Raw genomic sequence first — 15,972 nt, forward strand, 5'->3', positions numbered from 1 at the left:
GTGATCCCTAAGCCACGCCTCCGGCGTGACGTGCGCCCCCGCCCTCACCAAGGGCGGGGGCGCTGCGTTTTATGCGCTAGCGAGTTGAGCGAGTGGCAGCGCTGAGCCAAGCTGACAGCATCCACTCCCTACCGGTTGGCAAGGAGATGCACCGCATGGCAACACTACTGGCCTTCGACGTCTACGGCACCCTGATCGACACTCACGGCGTTATCGCAGAACTGGAGACGACGCTCGGCGACGGCGCTGCAGAATTCTCACGCCGCTGGCGTGACAAGCAGCTCGAGTACAGCTTTCGCCGCAGCTTGATGGGTGCCTATGCCGATTTCTCGGTATGTACCCAGGAGGCACTCGAGTACACCGACCGTGCGCTGGGCACCCACCTCTCGGATACCGCCAAGGAACACCTGATGGCGGCCTACGGCCGGCTGCCGGCGTTCGCCGAAGTGCCCGAAGCGCTGGCGCAGCTGAGCCGCCGCGGCATCACTTGCGTGGCTTTCTCCAACGGCACCCGCGAAGCGCTGGACGGTCTGCTGCACCAGGCCGGTATCGACCAGTATTTCAGCGATATCGTCAGCGTCGACGAGATCAAGCGCTTCAAGCCCGATCCCGCGGTCTACTCCCATCTGCGCACCCGGCTCGAGGCCAGCGCCGCGGATACCTGGCTGGTCTCCAGCAACGCCTTCGATGTGATCGGCGCCGGCCACGCCGGCCTGCATGCGGTATGGGTGAGACGCGGCAGCGAGGCGCCGTTCGACCCCTGGGGCGGCGAGCCGGATATGACGGTGAGTGATTTGCTGAGCCTGGCCGAGCGCTTCAACTAGCTCGACACCCTCCATCAGCGCCAGCATGTTGCCGCCTCTGTAAGGCGCCGCTGTCCGCCGCGACTAAATGGATATGAATACGCTTCGTGCGCAGGGCGCCGCGCCCTTTGCCTGGTGTTTTCTATTGGTATAAAAATCTCCGGAGTTGTGAATCGACATAAAGGATTGGCCCCCTGTCGGTGTAATGAAAGTAGCCTTCCTTCGACAAAGACTCATGGACCTTAGGTGGATAGCCGTCGCCACCGCAGGTGCTGCGCTTATTATTTGAATTCAGGGTCGAAAGGAAGGTTGTGATGATTGATGTGCTCTTGATGTACTCAAATAGTAATGGCATGCGATTCGATTACACCTATTACTTGAAGGAACACGCCTCTCTGCTATCGCATTTGCTGCAGCCATATGGACTTAATTATATTTGCCTCAGCACCGGCAGTGACACGGCATCTCCCTTTCATGCCGTGACCCATCTTGGAATGGCATCGCTTGAAACATTTGAGTCGGCAATAGATGAAATAGGCAGCACGTTTTTCGAAGATATTCCCCGCTTTACCGACGTGGAGCCGGTCATTCAAGTTGGCAATGTGGTATGGGAACGAAAGATGTCTTGAATGCAGTTTGAAATCGGTCAGGAGGTCGGCATGTCACTAAAGTCACTGCGCTATGTAACGCTGCTGGTTGCCGTGGGAATTGCGCCGGCGCTTTCTGCCCATGGGGCTCCCCCTAGCCAGGCACCGCAGGTGCCGTTGGCGTATTCCGTCGAGGAGTTCCGTGATGCTATACGTTCCGGAGGGCCGGGCAAGGATGGTATCCCCTCCATCGATCGTCCTCGTTTTCAAAGCGCTAACCAAGCAGCGTTGAGTGCCGATGACAAGGTCATCGGCGTTTACCATCGTGGCCAGGCTAGAGCCTATCCTCAGCGCATCCTGGTCTGGCACGAAATCGTCAATGACGAGCTCGGCGGAGACGCGCTCAGTATCACTTACTGCCCACTGACAGGAACCGCGCTTGGCTTCAAGCGTGGTGAGACTCAATTCGGCGTCTCGGGTAAACTGGTTAACAGCAACTTGGTAATGTATGACCGTGCAACTGACAGTGAGTGGCCACAGATTCTTGGTGTGGCTATCGATGGCCCTCTCGCCAATGAAGGGCTTGAGGAGTTTCGCGTGTTCTGGACCACCTGGGGTGCCTGGCAGGCACGCCACCCAGAGACGGAAGTGTTAACCGAAGAGACTGGCTTCGTACGTAACTACCGTCGTGACCCCTATGGCAGCTACAACCCCATCAGTGGCTATTATGCGCCCGACAGCCGACGCCTCTTTCCGGTGATGCAACGTGACGATACGTTTCCACCCAAGAGGGTTGTTTTCGGTCTGCGCACCCGCGACGGCGCTTTGGCCATTACACAGGAGGCTCTACGCAGCGAGAGTGTCATTGACGTTGCGCTAGGGGAATCCCACTACACCGTCATTCATGACCCTGGACTCGATACCGGGTGGGCCTTCAGCAATCCCGAGGAAATCAGCGTCAACGCAGCAGAACTCGACTTTACTGCCGAGGGTGTAACGGGCCCAGGTATCGACTTGCTGGAGCCAGTCAACGGTTTTGAAGCGATGTGGTTTGCCTGGGCGGCTTTCTACCCTGACACGTATCTCCATGAGTAGACGGGGTATTCATGAAACGGCTCATCAAGATGATAGTCAAGATGATCTCTCATCCAGCCACCCTTCTGCTAATCAGCGGGATTATGGTCTCGTACACTCTGCTTTACCTATGGTTGACAGGCGATATGGCCGGTGGGGGGCTGGGAGGTTGGCATGCTACCTTCCCGGCCTGGGAGAGAGTCTTTGAGCAGCGGGGGGCGTTTCAATTCGAGCCAGTGGGGCTGGTGTCTATTGGCGGAGTGGTATGGACCTTCAGTCCGCTCAATACCCTGCTGGCCATGACTATGGGGCTGCTGATGGGACTCAACATCGCCGCCGGCTGGTGGCTCAGAACCAGGCCGCGGCAGTGCCGCTTGAGAGGGGCAGGTACGAGCTGGCTGGCGCTTCCGCCGGCACTGCTAGCAGGTGGCGCGTGCTGCGCGCCCTTGATACTCATCTGGTTGGGTCTGCCCATTGCGGGTGCGTTGGCGGGGATGGCGCCTTACCTTGTCCCTGGAGCACTGTTACTGCTGTCAGTCGGGCTCTGGCACAGCTTACAACAGCTGGTCAGGTAGGGAGTAATGGCCTCAACAGCCCTCTCTGATCTGCTTGACGACGAAGAACAAGAGACACTGAGAGATCTACTGAGCTTGACCGACGGTGGCTCGGTGAATTGAACCTCCCTCCTATGCGGCCATCAGACAATAGCCGTCCGCGCTTTCCTGGCCGGGCTCACACTACAACGGAGGTGACGTATGAGCATGAATTTCACGCCCCTGGTCGCAGCACTGGCTGTCGGATTGCTGGTCAGTGGCCCTACTCAGGCCGATGCCCCCTCGTATGGCATCGAACGGCTTAGCGGTAACGTCAATATTGACGATGTGGAGGCACGCCTGCGGGAGGCGCTGGACGAGCGCGACCTGACCCTGGTCGAGACAGTGGACCACGCCGCCAACGCCGCCAATGTCGACCTCGAGCTACCCGACACGCGTTTATTCCTGTTCGGCAACCCTGAAGTCGGTACGCCGATGATGCAGTGCCAAGGCAGCGCGGCACTGGATCTACCGCAAAAGATGGTGATTCGCCAGGACGGCGATCAGGTGCATATTGAGTGGAATGACCCACACTATCTATCTGATCGCCACGGCCTCGACGACTGCGAGTTGCCGCTGGACAACGTCGCTGGCGTACTAACGGAAATTGCAGCTCAAGCGCTTGGCGAGTGAATGAACCTTCACGACTAGCCTTGGCGGTCGTCGGGGGCAGTCGTGTCTGACTCGTCATTGGCGAGACGTTTACCGAGGTCGGCTTCGAAACGCTGGCCGGCCTGGTTGAGTAGGGAGAATTGCCTGTCGCACTCACGGCAGGCGCCGCACATTGCGAGGTGGAGCCGCAATGAGAGCCGCTCTTGGAACGTCAATCGACGGTCCTGCTTGAGTGACATCAGCCGAGTTGCTTCTTTACACATCATCATCATGCCAAACCCTCTTTCAGCCAGCCCTGCTGCAAGCAATCCCGTAGCTTCAGTCGAGCGCGGTGCAGAATTACCCAGCAGTTGTTTTCCTTGATATCGAGTTCCCTGCAGATCTCCTCGGTAGTGAGGCCCATCAGTTCGCGTAGCGAAAACACTCGCGCCGTATTGTCCGGTAGGGTGATCATGCAGGCATCGAATACGTGCCAGAAATTCTCGTTCTCGAAGACCTGATCAGGTTCCCCCCAACTGGCTGGACGAGCATTTTCCTGCCAACGCCCATTGTGCTGAAACTGCCGATCGATGGCGTCGTCATCGCTGTCGTCGTCGAAAGGTTGTAAGCGACCCTGCCGCTTTTGGTAGCGCATGAGATCCAGGATCTTGTACTTGAGAATGCCGAAGACCCAGGTTTCATAACCGGATCGCCCGGCGAAGCTGGTATCTTTTTCTATGGCGGCCATCAGGGCATCCTGGACCGCATCCTCGGCAAGAGCATTATCTCTCAGTTGCAGCCGGGCAAAGGACAATAGCCTTGGCCTGACCGCCGCTAGCCGCTGCATACGGGTGGTAGGATTAGCCACAGCAGTATCATTCGATGAAGACGTCTCGTCACTCATATCATGCATGCTCCATGGTCGGTGGGGTGGAATGGCGAGCTGGTTAATTTCCGAATGGCTATCCACCCTTCGTCGTGGGAAATGTCAAAACATTACAGGCTCAACAAGATTTTTTTTCACCAGTCTTGTTGAAAATCCTTATGCGTTTTTTTTAAGAGCTGCGTAATGAAATGGCGGTCATCGCTACTAATTATCAAGCACACACGATATGTGCTTTGACCATGACAAAGAAGTTATAGGAGAAACATAATGCAACGTACAACCCTCATCACCGCGACTCTCATTGCCAGCATCTTTACATTGGGCATGGCCTCACAGGCGGCCGCCGCCGAGTCGACGCAAGTGCGCTTCGAGGTAGGTAGCCCGGCGCTGGGTGGTACCCGTGAAGGCACCCACGAGTTCAACGTAAGCGCTGAGCCACAGCGTGACCAAGCCGTATACCGTACTGCCTTCGAGGTGGGTAGCCCTGCACTGGGAGGCACCCGCGAAGGAGTCCATCGCGAGCGGGTCGAGGTCGAGCAGGGCCAGGAGGTGCCGGAGCAGAACAACCAGCTAGAATATGCCGGTCCTCGGGTTGGCAGCCCAAGACAAGGCACGACCGGCTGAATTCCCGCTGGATTCAGTACGACTGATTATCAGCGGGTAATATGCAGCGCACGGGCCACCCAGTCGGGTGGCCCGTTTGCATGGTATGGCGGATAGCATCTCCGCTTATACATCATATGGTCGTGGTGTCTTTATAAACGATGTGATGAGTCGGATTTTATGCTGAAGCATTACAGATGGAAAAGGAATATTTTGAACTATAGATGGTTAAAAGAAGAATATTTTTCTAGAGAAGTCAGTGTAATAAAACCGGCGGTTTCTCTACTAATCAATATGGATGCACGATACGTGATCCTGACAATATCAAGCTAGATAAAGGAGAAGCATCATGAAACGTAAAGCCCTCATCACCACGACCCTCATTGCCAGTATCTTTACACTGGGCATGGCCTCACAGGCGGCCGCCGCCGAGTCGACGCAAGTGCGCTTCGAGGTGGGTAGTCCGGCGCTCGGTGGAACTCGTGAAGGCATGCACGAATATCGTGTCCGCACAGAAGTGGAAGAAGACCAGGCAGTCGAAGGGCCAGCGACAACGTTTTACAGCATGGCCTTCGAGGTGGGTAGCCCGGCACTGGGTGGCACCCGTGAGGGGATCCATCGTGAGCGGGTCGAGGTCGAGCAGCGCCAGGCGCCCGATCAGAAGTCCGAGTATGCTGGCCCACGGGTTGGTAGCCCAAGGCAGGGGACAACCGGTTGAACCGCAGTTGGGCTCGGCGCAGCTGTGCAGTGCTCGGGACATCATGTAACGCACGGGCCATCCAGTCGGGTGGTCCGTGCATTTTTATGAGCGGAATAGGCGGGCAGGCTACCGTCACCCCCTACGCCGATTGATGGTCGGCCTCTCGTGCCAGGGCTGGATAGGCCACCGAAAGTCTCTGCAGATCCTCAGGACGGTCAATATCCCACACGGTCTGCGGGCAGGAGAGTTGCCAGCCGAGTATGGTGATTCGCTTGCGTGTCTCCTCCATCACCGCGTCTGTGCCCCAGGTGATAGCGTCGAACAGTCGCGGATCGCAATGCCGGACACCGATCAAGCCGTAGCCACCGTCTTCGGCGGGGAGCATCACCACGTCTGCTCGACCTAGCGCCAGATAACAATGTGCCAGCAGGCTTGGGGTGATGACGGGACAATCCGTTCCGATCAGCAGCCCCGGTTGCGACATGGCGTGCAACGCTCGATGGATGCGCCCCCCAAGATCCCCCTCGGGTTGAGGGCGCAATATGATGCCATGATGATCGGCAAGCTCCTGGAAAACGGGGTGGCAGTGATCGAGCGCTGTCCACAGCGTGATGGACTTGGCGTCGGTAGCGGCCAGCGCGACCTTCAAGGTGTGACGTAAAAGGCGCTCGTGGAGCATTGCTGCCCCTTTGGCACCGAGTGCAGGGATCAACCGGGTCTTGGCCAAGCCGGGTACGGGGGCCTTGGCGAGGATGGCCAGCGGGAAGTCAGCGGGCATGGCGGTACTCCCGCGCCAGGCTTGCCGGCGACTCACCGCGCCAATACCGGTAGCGCAGCCGCCACATCAGGCTCATGGTGCGCCAGACGCCATGCTGTTCCCAGCGCCGCCCACTGGTCGTCACTCGAGCCGCCAGGCAAGCGGGAGGAGCGAGGCGCCTTAGCCGCCGGGAGATCTCGACATCCTCCATCAGCGGCTGATCGGGAAAGCCGCCGATGCGATTGAAAGCAGCATGGGTCATGAAGATTGCCTGGTCGCCGGTGGCGATATGGGTGAGCCTTGAGCGCCAGTTCATGGCGGTGGCGATGATCGGAAGCAGTGGGTGGCGCCCCTCGATGCATACATCGAAGCGGCCCCAGCAGTGCCCTGCAGCGAGCGCTTCACGAATGCTCGTCGTGGCATCGTCGGGCAAGCGTGTATCCGCATGCAGGAACAGCAGGCAGTCGGCGGTGACATGCTCGGCCCCCAGGTTTAGCTGGCGCGCACGCCCCGGGGGACTGCTGATGGTCTTGACGCTCCAGCGGCGGGCGAGCGTCAGGGTTTCATCTCGACTGCCGCCATCTACGACGACGATCTCGTCGATATCCCGCTTCACCAGATCCGCTAGCTGCCGGTCAAGTCTGCGAGCTTCATCGAGAACAGGCATCACCAGGCCAATGGACGAGGAGGGCGATGCGGGGGCGGGATGGGGCATTGGCTTTGTCATCACACCGAGTCGTTGCCACCAAGAGATACTTACACGCCTGGTAAGAAAATGTCGATTGATTAAGGCGCCGGGGAGCTGTAAGGAATTCGGCTTCTAGCTTACTAAGAATCCGTTCTCTTTCGAACGAAGAAAGTTCAGGTATCACGTTGATGAATAGTCGGGAGGCGAGATGGCCAAAAGGTTGAGCTTATTGTTGCTGCGGGTGTCGCTGGGTGGGTTGCTCCTGGTGTGGGGCGTCAACAAGGTCGTGAATATCGATCACAGCATGGCGATTGCCGAAAACTTCTATTTCGGATTGCTCGCGGCCGAGACCTGGTTACCGGTTGCCGGAGTGGTCCAGATGGCAGTGGGGTTGTTGATTATCGCCGGCTTTGCCAGGCGCTGGGTATATCCCATCCAGCTGCTGCTCAATGGCGTATCGCTGGCGGCGGTCATTGCCTCAGTGATCGATCCCTGGGGCTGGTTTCTGGAAGGAACCAATGCGCTGTTCTACCCGTCGCTGATCATCTTTGCCGGGAGCCTGGTGGTAATGGCGTTTGCCGATCAGGATCAGCTGGCGCTGGATGCCAGGAAAGCGCCCGCTCCCGTCAGTTGGAAAGCCAGGCGTGACTGCGGTCAGTGAATATGGCGGCGCCTCATCGCCCGCTCCGACAGTGCCGATGTGATGCGGCTTGCCTCCATCAACACCGGACAGCGGCTGTCGCCATCCCTTTTACGTGGTTCTAGTAAGCGACTGGCCAGGAGGGCGACCAAGACTCATCAGGGGGAGCGTTGCGAGTGGCAGGTAGCGGCCCGGGGAGGCGTAGATGACGAAAATGCTGGAAGGCTGCGGCTATCGACTGAGCTGCTGGCTTGCGCAGCCACGTCCCTGGCACCGCTCTTCATCGCAAAGTGAGCCCGAGGTATTGGACTATCTAAAGCCGGGGGATGTGTTGCTGGTGGAGGGCTCTTCTCGGCTGAGCACGGTCATCAAGTATCTCACGCAATCCTCATGGTCCCACGCGGCACTGTACGTCGGTAGTGAAGCGGCCGAGGGCGCCGGAGGGCGCCCGGGAGACTGCTTCGTGGAAGCCGATCTTGCCGAGGGCGTACGCCTGGTGGGACGGGATGAATTCATCGACGTGCCGCTACGCCTGTGTCGCCCCGTGGGCCTTGCGGCCGAGGAAATAGAGTCACTGCTATGTTTCGCCTGCCAGCGTGTGGGTCACCGCTACGACCTGCGCAATATCATCGACCTGGCTCGCTACCTGCTGCCATTACCGCCGGTGCCGGTGCCCTGGCGTCGGCGGATGCTTTCACTGGGTAGTGGCGACCCCACCCGGGCGATCTGTTCGACGTTGATCGCACAGACCTTTCAGTCGGTGCAATACCCCATACTGCCCATCGAAGAGTGCCCACAAATAGCATCCAATGGCGCGCCGGGCGGGGTGTTGCGTCGCCGCCACCACTCCTTGTTCACGCCCAGGGATTTTGATCTTTCGCCCTATTTTCAGATTATCAAGCCAGCGCTACAGCGCGGTTTCGATCCGCATCGCCTGGTGTGGCACGAAACGCCGGAAGCGTTCAGCGGCGGCTCATGACAGCTCGATCATCTGACCACCGGCGTCCCTGGCATCCTCGCTGTCGTGAGTGACCAGCAGGCTGGGCAGGTCGGCGTCACGCAGTCGGCCGAATACCAGCTGGCGCATCTCGTGGCGAAGCGCCGTGTCGAGCTTGGAGAAGGGCTCGTCGAGGAGTACCGCCTTGGGGGCCGAGAGCAGCAGGCGCATCAGTGCCACCCGCGACTGCTGGCCGCCGGACAGCGTGGCCGGGTCGCGGGCGCCGAAGCCGGCCAGGCCGATGTCGGCCAGCGCAGTCTCGACCCTAGCGGCCTTGTCGGGCGTCGCTCGTGGCAGGCCGAAGCGCAGGTTGCCGGCCACCGAGAGATGCGGAAACAGCAGCGGGTCCTGGAACAGCAGGCCGATACCACGCCGTTCCGCCGGCAGTGTGGTGATGTCCTGCCCGCCGAGGAGAACCTGCCCCGAGGCCTGGAAGGCCGGGGCCAGAAAGCCGGCGGCGTAGGCCAGCAGGGTCGATTTTCCCGAGCCGGAGGGGCCCATCACCGTGAGCACCTCGCCGGGGGCGACGCGGGCATCGAGCTCGAGTAGCGTCCGACCGTGCAGGGCGATATGCACCCGGTTGAACTCGAGGCTGGGAGCAGTCATGGCGTTCCTCGCATTCCGCGGCGGTTGGACCAGAGTAGCCGCGGCAGACCCACGGCGATGATGAAACCCAGCAGCGGCAGGCTGGCCTGAACCAGCGCCCAGACGCCGATCAGGCGGCGGTTGCCTCCGGCGGCCAGGGCCACGGCTTCGGTAGTGACGGTGGACACACGTCCGGCGCCCAGCAGCAGGGTCGGCAGGTACTGGCCGATACTGACCGCCAGGCCTACTGCCATGGCGGTCAACAGCGGCGCCAGCAGCATCGGCAGGCGTACCCGCCAGAAGGCGTCGTTGGGCGTGGCGCCGAGGGTCAGCGCAACCCGCGACCAGCGCGGATCGAAGCGCCGGTAGGCTTCCGACATCGATAGGAACACATAAGGCAGCACGAACAGCAGATGGCCGAAGATCACCAGCCAACGGGTGGGGCGTGTGCCAAGGGCTTCCATGACCACCACCAGGCCGAACAGAAAGGCGATCTGCGGCACGATCAGCGGCAGGTAGAGCAGGGTGAGTGCCGACGTGAGCTGGCCCTGGGCCGGCTGGCGCCCGCTGCGCTGCTCGTTCTCCAGGGCGGCGAGTACCAGCCCTACGGCGAGTAGCGTCGCCGTGCCGGCGATCATCAGCGTGGCGGCCACCGGCCCGCCCAGTGATGGCAGGGCACGCTGCCAGTGCTGCAGCGTAACGGTCTGGGGCAGGCCGTCGGGGAAGCGCCAGAAACCGGCCAGAGAGTTGATCGCCAGGCCGGCGATGCCGACCAGGGCGGTGATCGCAGCGAGCAGGATCAGCGCCTTGCCAGCGATGCGCAGCCGTCGTTCGCCGCGCTGACGTTGGCCGCCCGCCATCCAGCCCCGGCCCAGCCGCCGCACCAGGCACTCCAGCCCCCACCAGCTGGCCAGTGCCGCCAGGGTGACGCCCAACTGCAGCAGGGCGCCGGCCGAGGCCATGAAGCGGCGTGACAGGTCCGGGTCGTTGAACCAGGTCAGAAGCGAGACGGACAGCGTCGGCGGCAGGGTCGGGCCGAGGATCATTGCCACGTCGACCACCGATGAGGCGTAGGCGATGACCGCGAACACCGGCAGTCGAATCAGCGGATAGAGCGAAGGCAGCACTACCTTGAGCCAGGCGATGGTGGGGCGATAGCCCAGCGAGCGGGCCAGGGCCACGCGATGCTCGGCATCGATCTGGTGCAGGGCGGCCAGGCTCATCAGCAGCAGGAAGGGGATCTCCTTGACCACCAGCCCGGCCATCAGTGATAGCCCCCAGGGATCCTGGACGATAAGCAGGTCCGGCGGTCGCTCCCAGCCGGTCACTGTCGGCGAGAGGGCCCGTGATACCAGGCCTGAGGGGGCGATAAGAAAGGCCAGACCGAAGGCGGCGGCAGCATGCGGGATCGACAGCAGCGGCGAAACCATACGGCGTATCCAGCGATCCAGTCGGTTGCCCGATGCGCCGGCCAGGAACAGCACTACCACCGTCAGCGACACCGCCGTGGTGGCGATACCGCTGCTGAAGCTGATAGCCACCGAACGCGCCAGGCCGGGCTGGGCGAACAGGTCGCGCCAGGGGTCGAGGCTCAGGCTGTCGCCGCCGAGGGCCGGCAGGTAGCCGAAGGCAGGCAGGGCGGCCATGGCCAGCCCTGCCAGGATCGGTCCCACCAGCAGGGCGGTAATCAGCCAAGGGGCAAGTCTTAGCATTACAACGCCTGGTGATCAGCGGCCAACGTAGCGGGCCTGCCAGGCCTCCTGCAAGGCATCCATCCAGCTCGGATGAGGCTCGGCCAGTGTCTGCTCCAGTGCGTCCGGCGCCAGCATGGCGGGATTGTCCTGGTCGAGCTCGAAGCGCGCCGCTTGGTCGTCGTCGAGGCGTGAGACATCCAGTACGGTGCGGTCGCCCCATACGGCGAGATCCTGCTTGTGGGCCTGTGCCTCGGGTGTCAGCAGGAAGTCGGCGAGCAGCATGGCGGCGGCCTTGTGCGGTGAGTTGTAGGGGATCGCCACGAAGTGCACGTTACCCAGAGTGCCGCCGTCGAGCACGTAGCTGCGGGTGCTCGGCGCCAGCTCGCCGTCGGCCACGGCGGCAGCGGGTTCGGAAGGAATGAAGGTGAACGCCAGTGCCAGCTCGCCGTCACCCATCAGGCGCAGCATATCCGGCCCGCTGGCGGGAAATTGCCGGCCGCTGCGCCACAGGTGCGGGTGCAGGTCATCCAGGTAGTCCCACAGCGGCGCGCTGACGGCCTCGAAGTCGCTCTCCTCGACCGGGGCGTAGAGCGCCTCGTCGGCGTCGCTGAGCTCGATCAGCGCCTGCTTGAGAAAGGTGCTGCCAGTGAAGTCGGGGATGCGGGGGTAGCTGAAGCGCCCCGGATTGTCCTCGGCCCAGGCCTTGATCTCGGCGACGCTGGTCGGCGGCGTGTCGAGCTCATCGCTATCGTAGTAGAAAGTGATCTGGGCCTTGCCCCAGGGCGATTCGAAGCCGTCGGTAGGCAGCGTGAAGTCGGTGACCACTTCGGGGTTATGCTCGGGGTGCGTCAGCGCGAAGTGCGGCAGCTGCTCGGCAAAGGGGCCAAACAGCAGGTCGCTGTCGCGCATGGCGGCAAAGTTCTCGCCGTTGATCCAGACCAGGTCGACGCTGCCATCGTCGTCGTTGCCGGCCTGTCTTTCTGCCAGCACCCGCGACACCGCCTCGGCGGTATCGCCGAGCTTGACGTGGATGACCTCGACCTGGTGTTCGGCCTGCATGCGCTCGGCCACCCACTCGAGATAGCGGTTGGTGCGACCATCGCCGCCCCAGGCGTGCCAGTAGACGGTCTGGCCGCGGGCCTCTTCGACCACCGCTTGCCAGTCGCCGGGGTCAGGGGCGGCCAGGGTAGTGGGGCTGGCGAGCAGCGCGGCGAGCGGCAGGCTGGCGGCGAGAGCGTGACATGTACGAGGCAGTGACATCAGCGTTGGGTTCCTTGTGACTGGCTGAGATTGACGTGGGGAGCGGTGGATAAGGGGCGCTGCGCATCGTCGCCGAAGGCGGCGGCGAGGGTGCGAAACTCCGCGACCATGGCCTCGACCACCGGTGCCGAAAGATAGTGTGCCACGCGATCCTGCACGTGGGCGTTGAGGGTGTCGCTGTTGTGCTGTTGCGACCAGTCCTGGCCGCGGGCATCGCGTAGCGGCGGCGCCCCCGAGGTCACCTGCCACTGGGCGCACCAGGTGATCGACCACAGCCACATGGCGCGGCGCAGGGGCAGGTGCCAGGCACGATGGGCGCGGCCCACAGCACCCATGGCCTCTTCCCAGGCGGCGTAGGCGGCCAGGATAGCATCGCTGTCGAGCACCGCCTGACTGTTGAGGTCCCAGGTGGTCGAGGTATAGAGAGTGGCATGGGCCAGGTCGAAGCCCGGGTAGCTGTAGCGGGCCTTTTCCAGATCGACCATCCAGGCCTGGCCGCGGTGATCGACCAGGAAGTTGCCAGGGTGGGCATCGAAGGTGATCAGCCGCTGAGGGGGGCGGCCTGGCGAATCGAGGGCGGCGGCGAACTGGTCGAGTTCACCGCGAATGGCGCGCTCGGCTGACGCCTCGAGGCCGGCCTCGGCCAGGTAGCCTGCCTGGTCGAGTACTTCGTGATACATCGCCGACAGTGGGTCCTGGGGCGCCAGCAGTGGCTCGCGCACTGTCGCGTCGGGCAGCGGCAGGCGGTGAATAGCCGCGAGGCTGCGCATCAGTGCCGCCAGATCGCCGGGCAGCGCAGCGTGGCGCCCCTCAATGGCCTTGACCACCAGCGCGCCGCGGGGCAGCGATGAGTCCGGCTGCAGGCGTTCGGCCAGCGGTGGGGTGACGCCGCTGGGCGCAGCGCGGGAGAAGCAGTGCGCTTCGTAGGCCAGGTGAGCGGCCGGCGCCAGCCCCATCTGGCTTTGCTTGGGGATGCGCAGCAGCCAGCCGCTGTCGCCCAGGCGTAGGTGCCAATGGGCCAGGCCGCTGTCCTCCAGCGGCAGCAGTGGCTCCTTGGCCCAGGGCGTGTTGGCCAGGGCACCATGCACGCTGTCGAGGCAGATCATGGACATGTCGGCGCCTCGTCGCTGGAGGAGAGGCCGAGATGGGTAAACCAGGCGGTACCGTCGACCCCGGCGTTATCGCCGTCGACCATCAGCGCCAGACCGTCGATGCTGTCGACGCGGTCGCCGAATAGCGTTTCGAAATCCCCCCGCACGTCGCGCACCTCGGCGACCCACTCGCCGACACGCGCCTCGCCGCCCTGCAGGGCAAGTAACTGGGCGCGGGAGGTAAAAGCGTTGGGCCAACTGCTGCCGGCCGCCTGGGTCGACGACCACACATAGTTGACCGACTGCACCTGCCACGGCAGTAGGCCGGTCTTGCGCGCCACATAGACCCGCGCGGGATAGTCGTCGCCGGCCTTGGTGGTTTCGTCCAGCCCCGGGTAGATGCCGTCGACCCGCCAGCACCAGTGCAGGTAAGGGGTCTCGTCGAGGTCGAATTCGCCTTCCAGGTACTTGGCCGACGCCTGCTGGCGCGCGCGGGCCTGGAGCACCTCGTGGCCATCCTTGTCGACCAGCCGATACTCGGTCTCGCCTTCGAAGGAGCGTGTCGGCCAGTCGATGATGTCGGCCGCCTCGAAGCGGGGCTCCTGATGCGAGGTGGCGGCGCTGGCCAGCACTTGCCAGCTGACGGCGAGAACCAGAATCGTGCCTGAGAGCGGCAATGCCGGGTGCATACGAGATCCTTGTAATAGCAATGACTCAGGCTCAGTCGCAGCTAGCGACCTAGCCTTACAGCCTATCTTGACCCTGGTGCAGCCCTTGGGTGCCATGCTCGACTTTCAACGCTGGGCGGTAGCGATCATGCTGGCATGGAGTGTCGTCGTAGACTCGGTGAATGGCTAGCCGAAGTCGAGTGAACGAACTGGTGTCCTCGGCATCACATCTGTAACGGTAACGTGAGGCACAGGGATCATGTTGACGAGCGAGCCCCTTTCCCGCCGTCGTTGGCTGCTGTGGGTCAGTCTGTTGAGCCTGCTGGTCGGCGCGCTGCTGGCCTGGCACTCTCAGGCCCAGGAGTCGCAGCGCACGGCGCTGGTGATGACCATTGACGGCGCCATCGGCCCCGCCACCAGCGACTATTTCCAGCGCGGGCTGCGTCAGGCTAGCGAGGAGGGCGCCGAGCTGGTGGTGGTGCAGCTTGATACGCCTGGCGGGCTCGATGCGTCCATGCGTGACATGATCCGTGCCATGCTCACCGCCGACGTGCCGGTGGCGATGTACGTCTCGCCCAGCGGTGCCCGCGCGGCGAGTGCCGGTACCTACCTCACCTATGCCAGTCACGTGGCGGCCATGGCGCCCGCGACGCATCTCGGCTCGGCGACGCCGGTACAGATGGGAGGAGGCGGACTGCCTGGTATCGGTGGCGATGATGCCGATGACGATGTCAACGGCAGCCAGGACGATGAGGCGGCCAATGGCAATGATGATGCGGCCGACGGTAACGGTGAGGCAGCCGAGGAACCTGGACCACGTCGCGGTGAAACGGCCATGGAACGTAAGGTTCTCGAGGATGCGGTGTCCTATATCCGCGGCCTCGCCGAGCGCCACGGCCGCAATGCGGACTGGGCCGAGGAGGCGGTTCGCGAGGCGGTCAATCTCACAGCGCCTGAAGCGCTGGAGTTGAACGTCATTGATGTGGTGGCCAGTGACATCGACGACCTGCTGGCGCAGATCGACGGCCGCGAGGTAGTGATGGAGCGCGGCGAGCGCACCCTGGAGACCGCCAACCTGGCCATCGAACGCTTTGATCCCGACTGGCGAACTCAACTGCTGTCGGTGATCACCAACCCCAACGTTGCCTACTTCCTGATGATCATCGGCTTCTACGGGCTGATCTTCGAGCTCTCCAGCCCCGGCAGCCTTGTCCCGGGCACCATCGGCATCATCTCGCTGCTGCTGGCGCTGTTTGCCTTTCAGGTGTTGCCCATCAACTACGCCGGTCTGGCCTTGATTCTTGCCGGCCTGGCGCTGATCGTGGGAGAGGCGCTGATGCCGAGCTTCGGGGTGCTCGGCATTGGCGGAATCGTGGCTTTCGTAATCGGCTCGGTGATTCTGATGGACGCAGACAACCTGCAGGTATCCCTGCCACTGATCGGCGGTGTAGCGCTGGTCGCCGCCGTCTTCATGCTGTGGACGATGACCCGCTTCATGGGGCTGCGTAAGACCCGGGTACGCACCGGTCAGGAGGAACTGATCGGTGCACGCGCCGTGGCGCTGGAGGATTTCGAAGGAGCGGGGCGCGTCAGGCTGCACGGCGAGTCCTGGAAGGCTTATAGCCCCACGCCGGTGAGTCAGGGTCAGACACTGACGGTCACGGCACTCGACGGCTTGACCGTCGAGGTGGCCCCTAAGGATGAGAGCGTCGCCGATTCGCCCTGATTGTTCGCTACCATCAACGCATGCAAGGA

General features: G+C 62.3%; 18 protein-coding genes. 9 read left to right on the forward strand and 9 right to left on the reverse strand.

What is annotated here, in order from left to right; genetic code table 11:
• The first annotated feature begins 155 nt into the window (after positions 1 to 155).
• From BLT16_RS06015 to BLT16_RS06035, 4 genes are all read left to right on the forward strand, one after another.
• Complete coding sequence (locus BLT16_RS06015; RefSeq protein ID WP_089657638.1) at positions 156 to 824, forward strand: haloacid dehalogenase type II; 669 nt, start codon at positions 156 to 158, stop codon at positions 822 to 824.
• 293 nt (positions 825 to 1,117) lie between these two features.
• Positions 1,118 to 1,432 carry an EthD family reductase gene (locus BLT16_RS06020; protein WP_089657639.1) on the forward strand — a complete coding sequence of 105 codons (315 nt, stop codon included), beginning with the start codon at positions 1,118 to 1,120 and terminating at the stop codon, positions 1,430 to 1,432.
• The gene (locus BLT16_RS06025) at positions 1,433 to 2,485 is read left to right on the forward strand and encodes a DUF3179 domain-containing protein (protein ID WP_089657640.1); all 1,053 of its coding nucleotides are present in this window, start codon (positions 1,433 to 1,435) and stop codon (positions 2,483 to 2,485) included. It abuts the gene before it with no gap.
• Positions 2,486 to 3,225: 740 nt separating this feature from the next.
• Positions 3,226 to 3,690 (forward strand): DUF302 domain-containing protein, encoded by a 465-nt coding sequence (locus BLT16_RS06035; protein WP_245701506.1) that lies wholly within the window; start codon positions 3,226 to 3,228, stop codon positions 3,688 to 3,690.
• Between the two features lie 14 nt (positions 3,691 to 3,704).
• Here BLT16_RS06035 and BLT16_RS06040 read toward each other — a convergent pair whose 3' ends face one another.
• Entirely contained in the window at positions 3,705 to 3,941 is a 237-nt protein-coding gene (locus BLT16_RS06040; protein WP_245701508.1) for a zf-HC2 domain-containing protein, read from the reverse strand.
• Entirely contained in the window at positions 3,938 to 4,552 is a 615-nt protein-coding gene (locus BLT16_RS06045; protein ID WP_245701510.1) for a sigma-70 family RNA polymerase sigma factor, read from the reverse strand. The genes BLT16_RS06040 and BLT16_RS06045 overlap by 4 nt, the downstream gene beginning before the upstream one ends.
• A gap of 249 nt (positions 4,553 to 4,801) precedes the next feature.
• On the opposite strand from BLT16_RS06045, the gene BLT16_RS06050 reads away from it, so the two are divergent.
• Together BLT16_RS06050 and BLT16_RS06055 are read left to right on the forward strand one after the other, a co-directional pair.
• On the forward strand, positions 4,802 to 5,158 hold the full coding sequence (locus tag BLT16_RS06050; protein WP_089657644.1) for a hypothetical protein: 357 nt from the start codon (positions 4,802 to 4,804) through the stop codon (positions 5,156 to 5,158).
• A 328-nt stretch (positions 5,159 to 5,486) separates the two neighbouring features.
• Complete coding sequence (locus tag BLT16_RS06055) at positions 5,487 to 5,855, forward strand: hypothetical protein (RefSeq protein WP_089657645.1); 369 nt, start codon at positions 5,487 to 5,489, stop codon at positions 5,853 to 5,855.
• 121 nt (positions 5,856 to 5,976) lie between these two features.
• Here the strand turns inward: BLT16_RS06055 and BLT16_RS06060 are convergent, their stop codons facing one another.
• Positions 5,977 to 6,615 (reverse strand): TIGR04282 family arsenosugar biosynthesis glycosyltransferase, encoded by a 639-nt coding sequence (locus tag BLT16_RS06060; RefSeq protein ID WP_089657646.1) that lies wholly within the window; start codon positions 6,613 to 6,615, stop codon positions 5,977 to 5,979.
• Positions 6,605 to 7,309, reverse strand: coding sequence for a TIGR04283 family arsenosugar biosynthesis glycosyltransferase (locus tag BLT16_RS06065; RefSeq protein ID WP_089657647.1), 705 nt, complete (start codon positions 7,307 to 7,309; stop codon positions 6,605 to 6,607). The genes BLT16_RS06060 and BLT16_RS06065 overlap by 11 nt, the downstream gene beginning before the upstream one ends.
• Before the next feature lie 181 nt (positions 7,310 to 7,490).
• Between BLT16_RS06065 and BLT16_RS06070 the strand changes: the two genes are divergently transcribed.
• Together BLT16_RS06070 and BLT16_RS06075 are read left to right on the forward strand one after the other, a co-directional pair.
• Positions 7,491 to 7,943: a DoxX family protein gene (locus tag BLT16_RS06070; RefSeq protein WP_089657648.1), complete on the forward strand. Its 453-nt coding sequence runs from the start codon at positions 7,491 to 7,493 to the stop codon at positions 7,941 to 7,943.
• A 184-nt stretch (positions 7,944 to 8,127) separates the two neighbouring features.
• Complete coding sequence (locus tag BLT16_RS06075; RefSeq protein WP_245701512.1) at positions 8,128 to 8,901, forward strand: YiiX/YebB-like N1pC/P60 family cysteine hydrolase; 774 nt, start codon at positions 8,128 to 8,130, stop codon at positions 8,899 to 8,901.
• On the opposite strand, the gene BLT16_RS06080 is transcribed toward BLT16_RS06075, so the two are convergent.
• The 5 genes from BLT16_RS06080 to BLT16_RS06100 are packed head-to-tail and all read right to left on the reverse strand — an operon-like array spanning position 8,896 to position 14,238.
• Positions 8,896 to 9,525: an ATP-binding cassette domain-containing protein gene (locus tag BLT16_RS06080; RefSeq protein ID WP_089657649.1), complete on the reverse strand. Its 630-nt coding sequence runs from the start codon at positions 9,523 to 9,525 to the stop codon at positions 8,896 to 8,898. The two genes, BLT16_RS06075 and BLT16_RS06080, sit on opposite strands and share 6 nt — an antisense overlap.
• Complete coding sequence (locus BLT16_RS06085) at positions 9,522 to 11,216, reverse strand: ABC transporter permease (protein ID WP_089657650.1); 1,695 nt, start codon at positions 11,214 to 11,216, stop codon at positions 9,522 to 9,524. Before BLT16_RS06085 ends, BLT16_RS06080 begins: the two co-directional genes overlap by 4 nt.
• Before the next feature lie 15 nt (positions 11,217 to 11,231).
• Positions 11,232 to 12,458 carry an ABC transporter substrate-binding protein gene (locus BLT16_RS06090; RefSeq protein WP_089657651.1) on the reverse strand — a complete coding sequence of 409 codons (1,227 nt, stop codon included), beginning with the start codon at positions 12,456 to 12,458 and terminating at the stop codon, positions 11,232 to 11,234.
• Positions 12,458 to 13,570, reverse strand: coding sequence for an aminoglycoside phosphotransferase family protein (locus tag BLT16_RS06095; protein WP_089657652.1), 1,113 nt, complete (start codon positions 13,568 to 13,570; stop codon positions 12,458 to 12,460). The genes BLT16_RS06090 and BLT16_RS06095 overlap by 1 nt, the downstream gene beginning before the upstream one ends.
• Positions 13,561 to 14,238, reverse strand: coding sequence for a DUF3047 domain-containing protein (locus BLT16_RS06100; protein WP_089657653.1), 678 nt, complete (start codon positions 14,236 to 14,238; stop codon positions 13,561 to 13,563). The genes BLT16_RS06095 and BLT16_RS06100 overlap by 10 nt, the downstream gene beginning before the upstream one ends.
• Before the next feature lie 238 nt (positions 14,239 to 14,476).
• Here BLT16_RS06100 and BLT16_RS06105 point away from each other — a divergent pair, with 238 nt between their 5' ends.
• Entirely contained in the window at positions 14,477 to 15,943 is a 1,467-nt protein-coding gene (locus tag BLT16_RS06105; RefSeq protein ID WP_089657654.1) for an NfeD family protein, read from the forward strand.
• Positions 15,944 to 15,972 lie beyond the last annotated feature (29 nt).

Source organism: Franzmannia pantelleriensis (assembly GCF_900102875.1).
Classification (GTDB): Bacteria; Pseudomonadota; Gammaproteobacteria; order Pseudomonadales; family Halomonadaceae; genus Franzmannia; species Franzmannia pantelleriensis.

Coding starts and splice junctions, on each gene's coding strand:
- BLT16_RS06015 (WP_089657638.1), top strand. CDS start 156: ATGGCAACACTACTGGCCTTCGACGTCTACGGCACCCTGATCGACACT.
- BLT16_RS06020 (WP_089657639.1), top strand. CDS start 1,118: ATGATTGATGTGCTCTTGATGTACTCAAATAGTAATGGCATGCGATTC.
- BLT16_RS06025 (WP_089657640.1), top strand. CDS start 1,433: ATGCAGTTTGAAATCGGTCAGGAGGTCGGCATGTCACTAAAGTCACTG.
- BLT16_RS06035 (WP_245701506.1), top strand. CDS start 3,226: ATGAATTTCACGCCCCTGGTCGCAGCACTGGCTGTCGGATTGCTGGTC.
- BLT16_RS06040 (WP_245701508.1), bottom strand. CDS start 3,941: ATGATGATGATGTGTAAAGAAGCAACTCGGCTGATGTCACTCAAGCAG.
- BLT16_RS06045 (WP_245701510.1), bottom strand. CDS start 4,552: ATGAGTGACGAGACGTCTTCATCGAATGATACTGCTGTGGCTAATCCT.
- BLT16_RS06050 (WP_089657644.1), top strand. CDS start 4,802: ATGCAACGTACAACCCTCATCACCGCGACTCTCATTGCCAGCATCTTT.
- BLT16_RS06055 (WP_089657645.1), top strand. CDS start 5,487: ATGAAACGTAAAGCCCTCATCACCACGACCCTCATTGCCAGTATCTTT.
- BLT16_RS06060 (WP_089657646.1), bottom strand. CDS start 6,615: ATGCCCGCTGACTTCCCGCTGGCCATCCTCGCCAAGGCCCCCGTACCC.
- BLT16_RS06065 (WP_089657647.1), bottom strand. CDS start 7,309: ATGCCCCATCCCGCCCCCGCATCGCCCTCCTCGTCCATTGGCCTGGTG.
- BLT16_RS06070 (WP_089657648.1), top strand. CDS start 7,491: ATGGCCAAAAGGTTGAGCTTATTGTTGCTGCGGGTGTCGCTGGGTGGG.
- BLT16_RS06075 (WP_245701512.1), top strand. CDS start 8,128: ATGACGAAAATGCTGGAAGGCTGCGGCTATCGACTGAGCTGCTGGCTT.
- BLT16_RS06080 (WP_089657649.1), bottom strand. CDS start 9,525: ATGACTGCTCCCAGCCTCGAGTTCAACCGGGTGCATATCGCCCTGCAC.
- BLT16_RS06085 (WP_089657650.1), bottom strand. CDS start 11,216: ATGCTAAGACTTGCCCCTTGGCTGATTACCGCCCTGCTGGTGGGACCG.
- BLT16_RS06090 (WP_089657651.1), bottom strand. CDS start 12,458: ATGTCACTGCCTCGTACATGTCACGCTCTCGCCGCCAGCCTGCCGCTC.
- BLT16_RS06095 (WP_089657652.1), bottom strand. CDS start 13,570: ATGTCCATGATCTGCCTCGACAGCGTGCATGGTGCCCTGGCCAACACG.
- BLT16_RS06100 (WP_089657653.1), bottom strand. CDS start 14,238: ATGCACCCGGCATTGCCGCTCTCAGGCACGATTCTGGTTCTCGCCGTC.
- BLT16_RS06105 (WP_089657654.1), top strand. CDS start 14,477: ATGTTGACGAGCGAGCCCCTTTCCCGCCGTCGTTGGCTGCTGTGGGTC.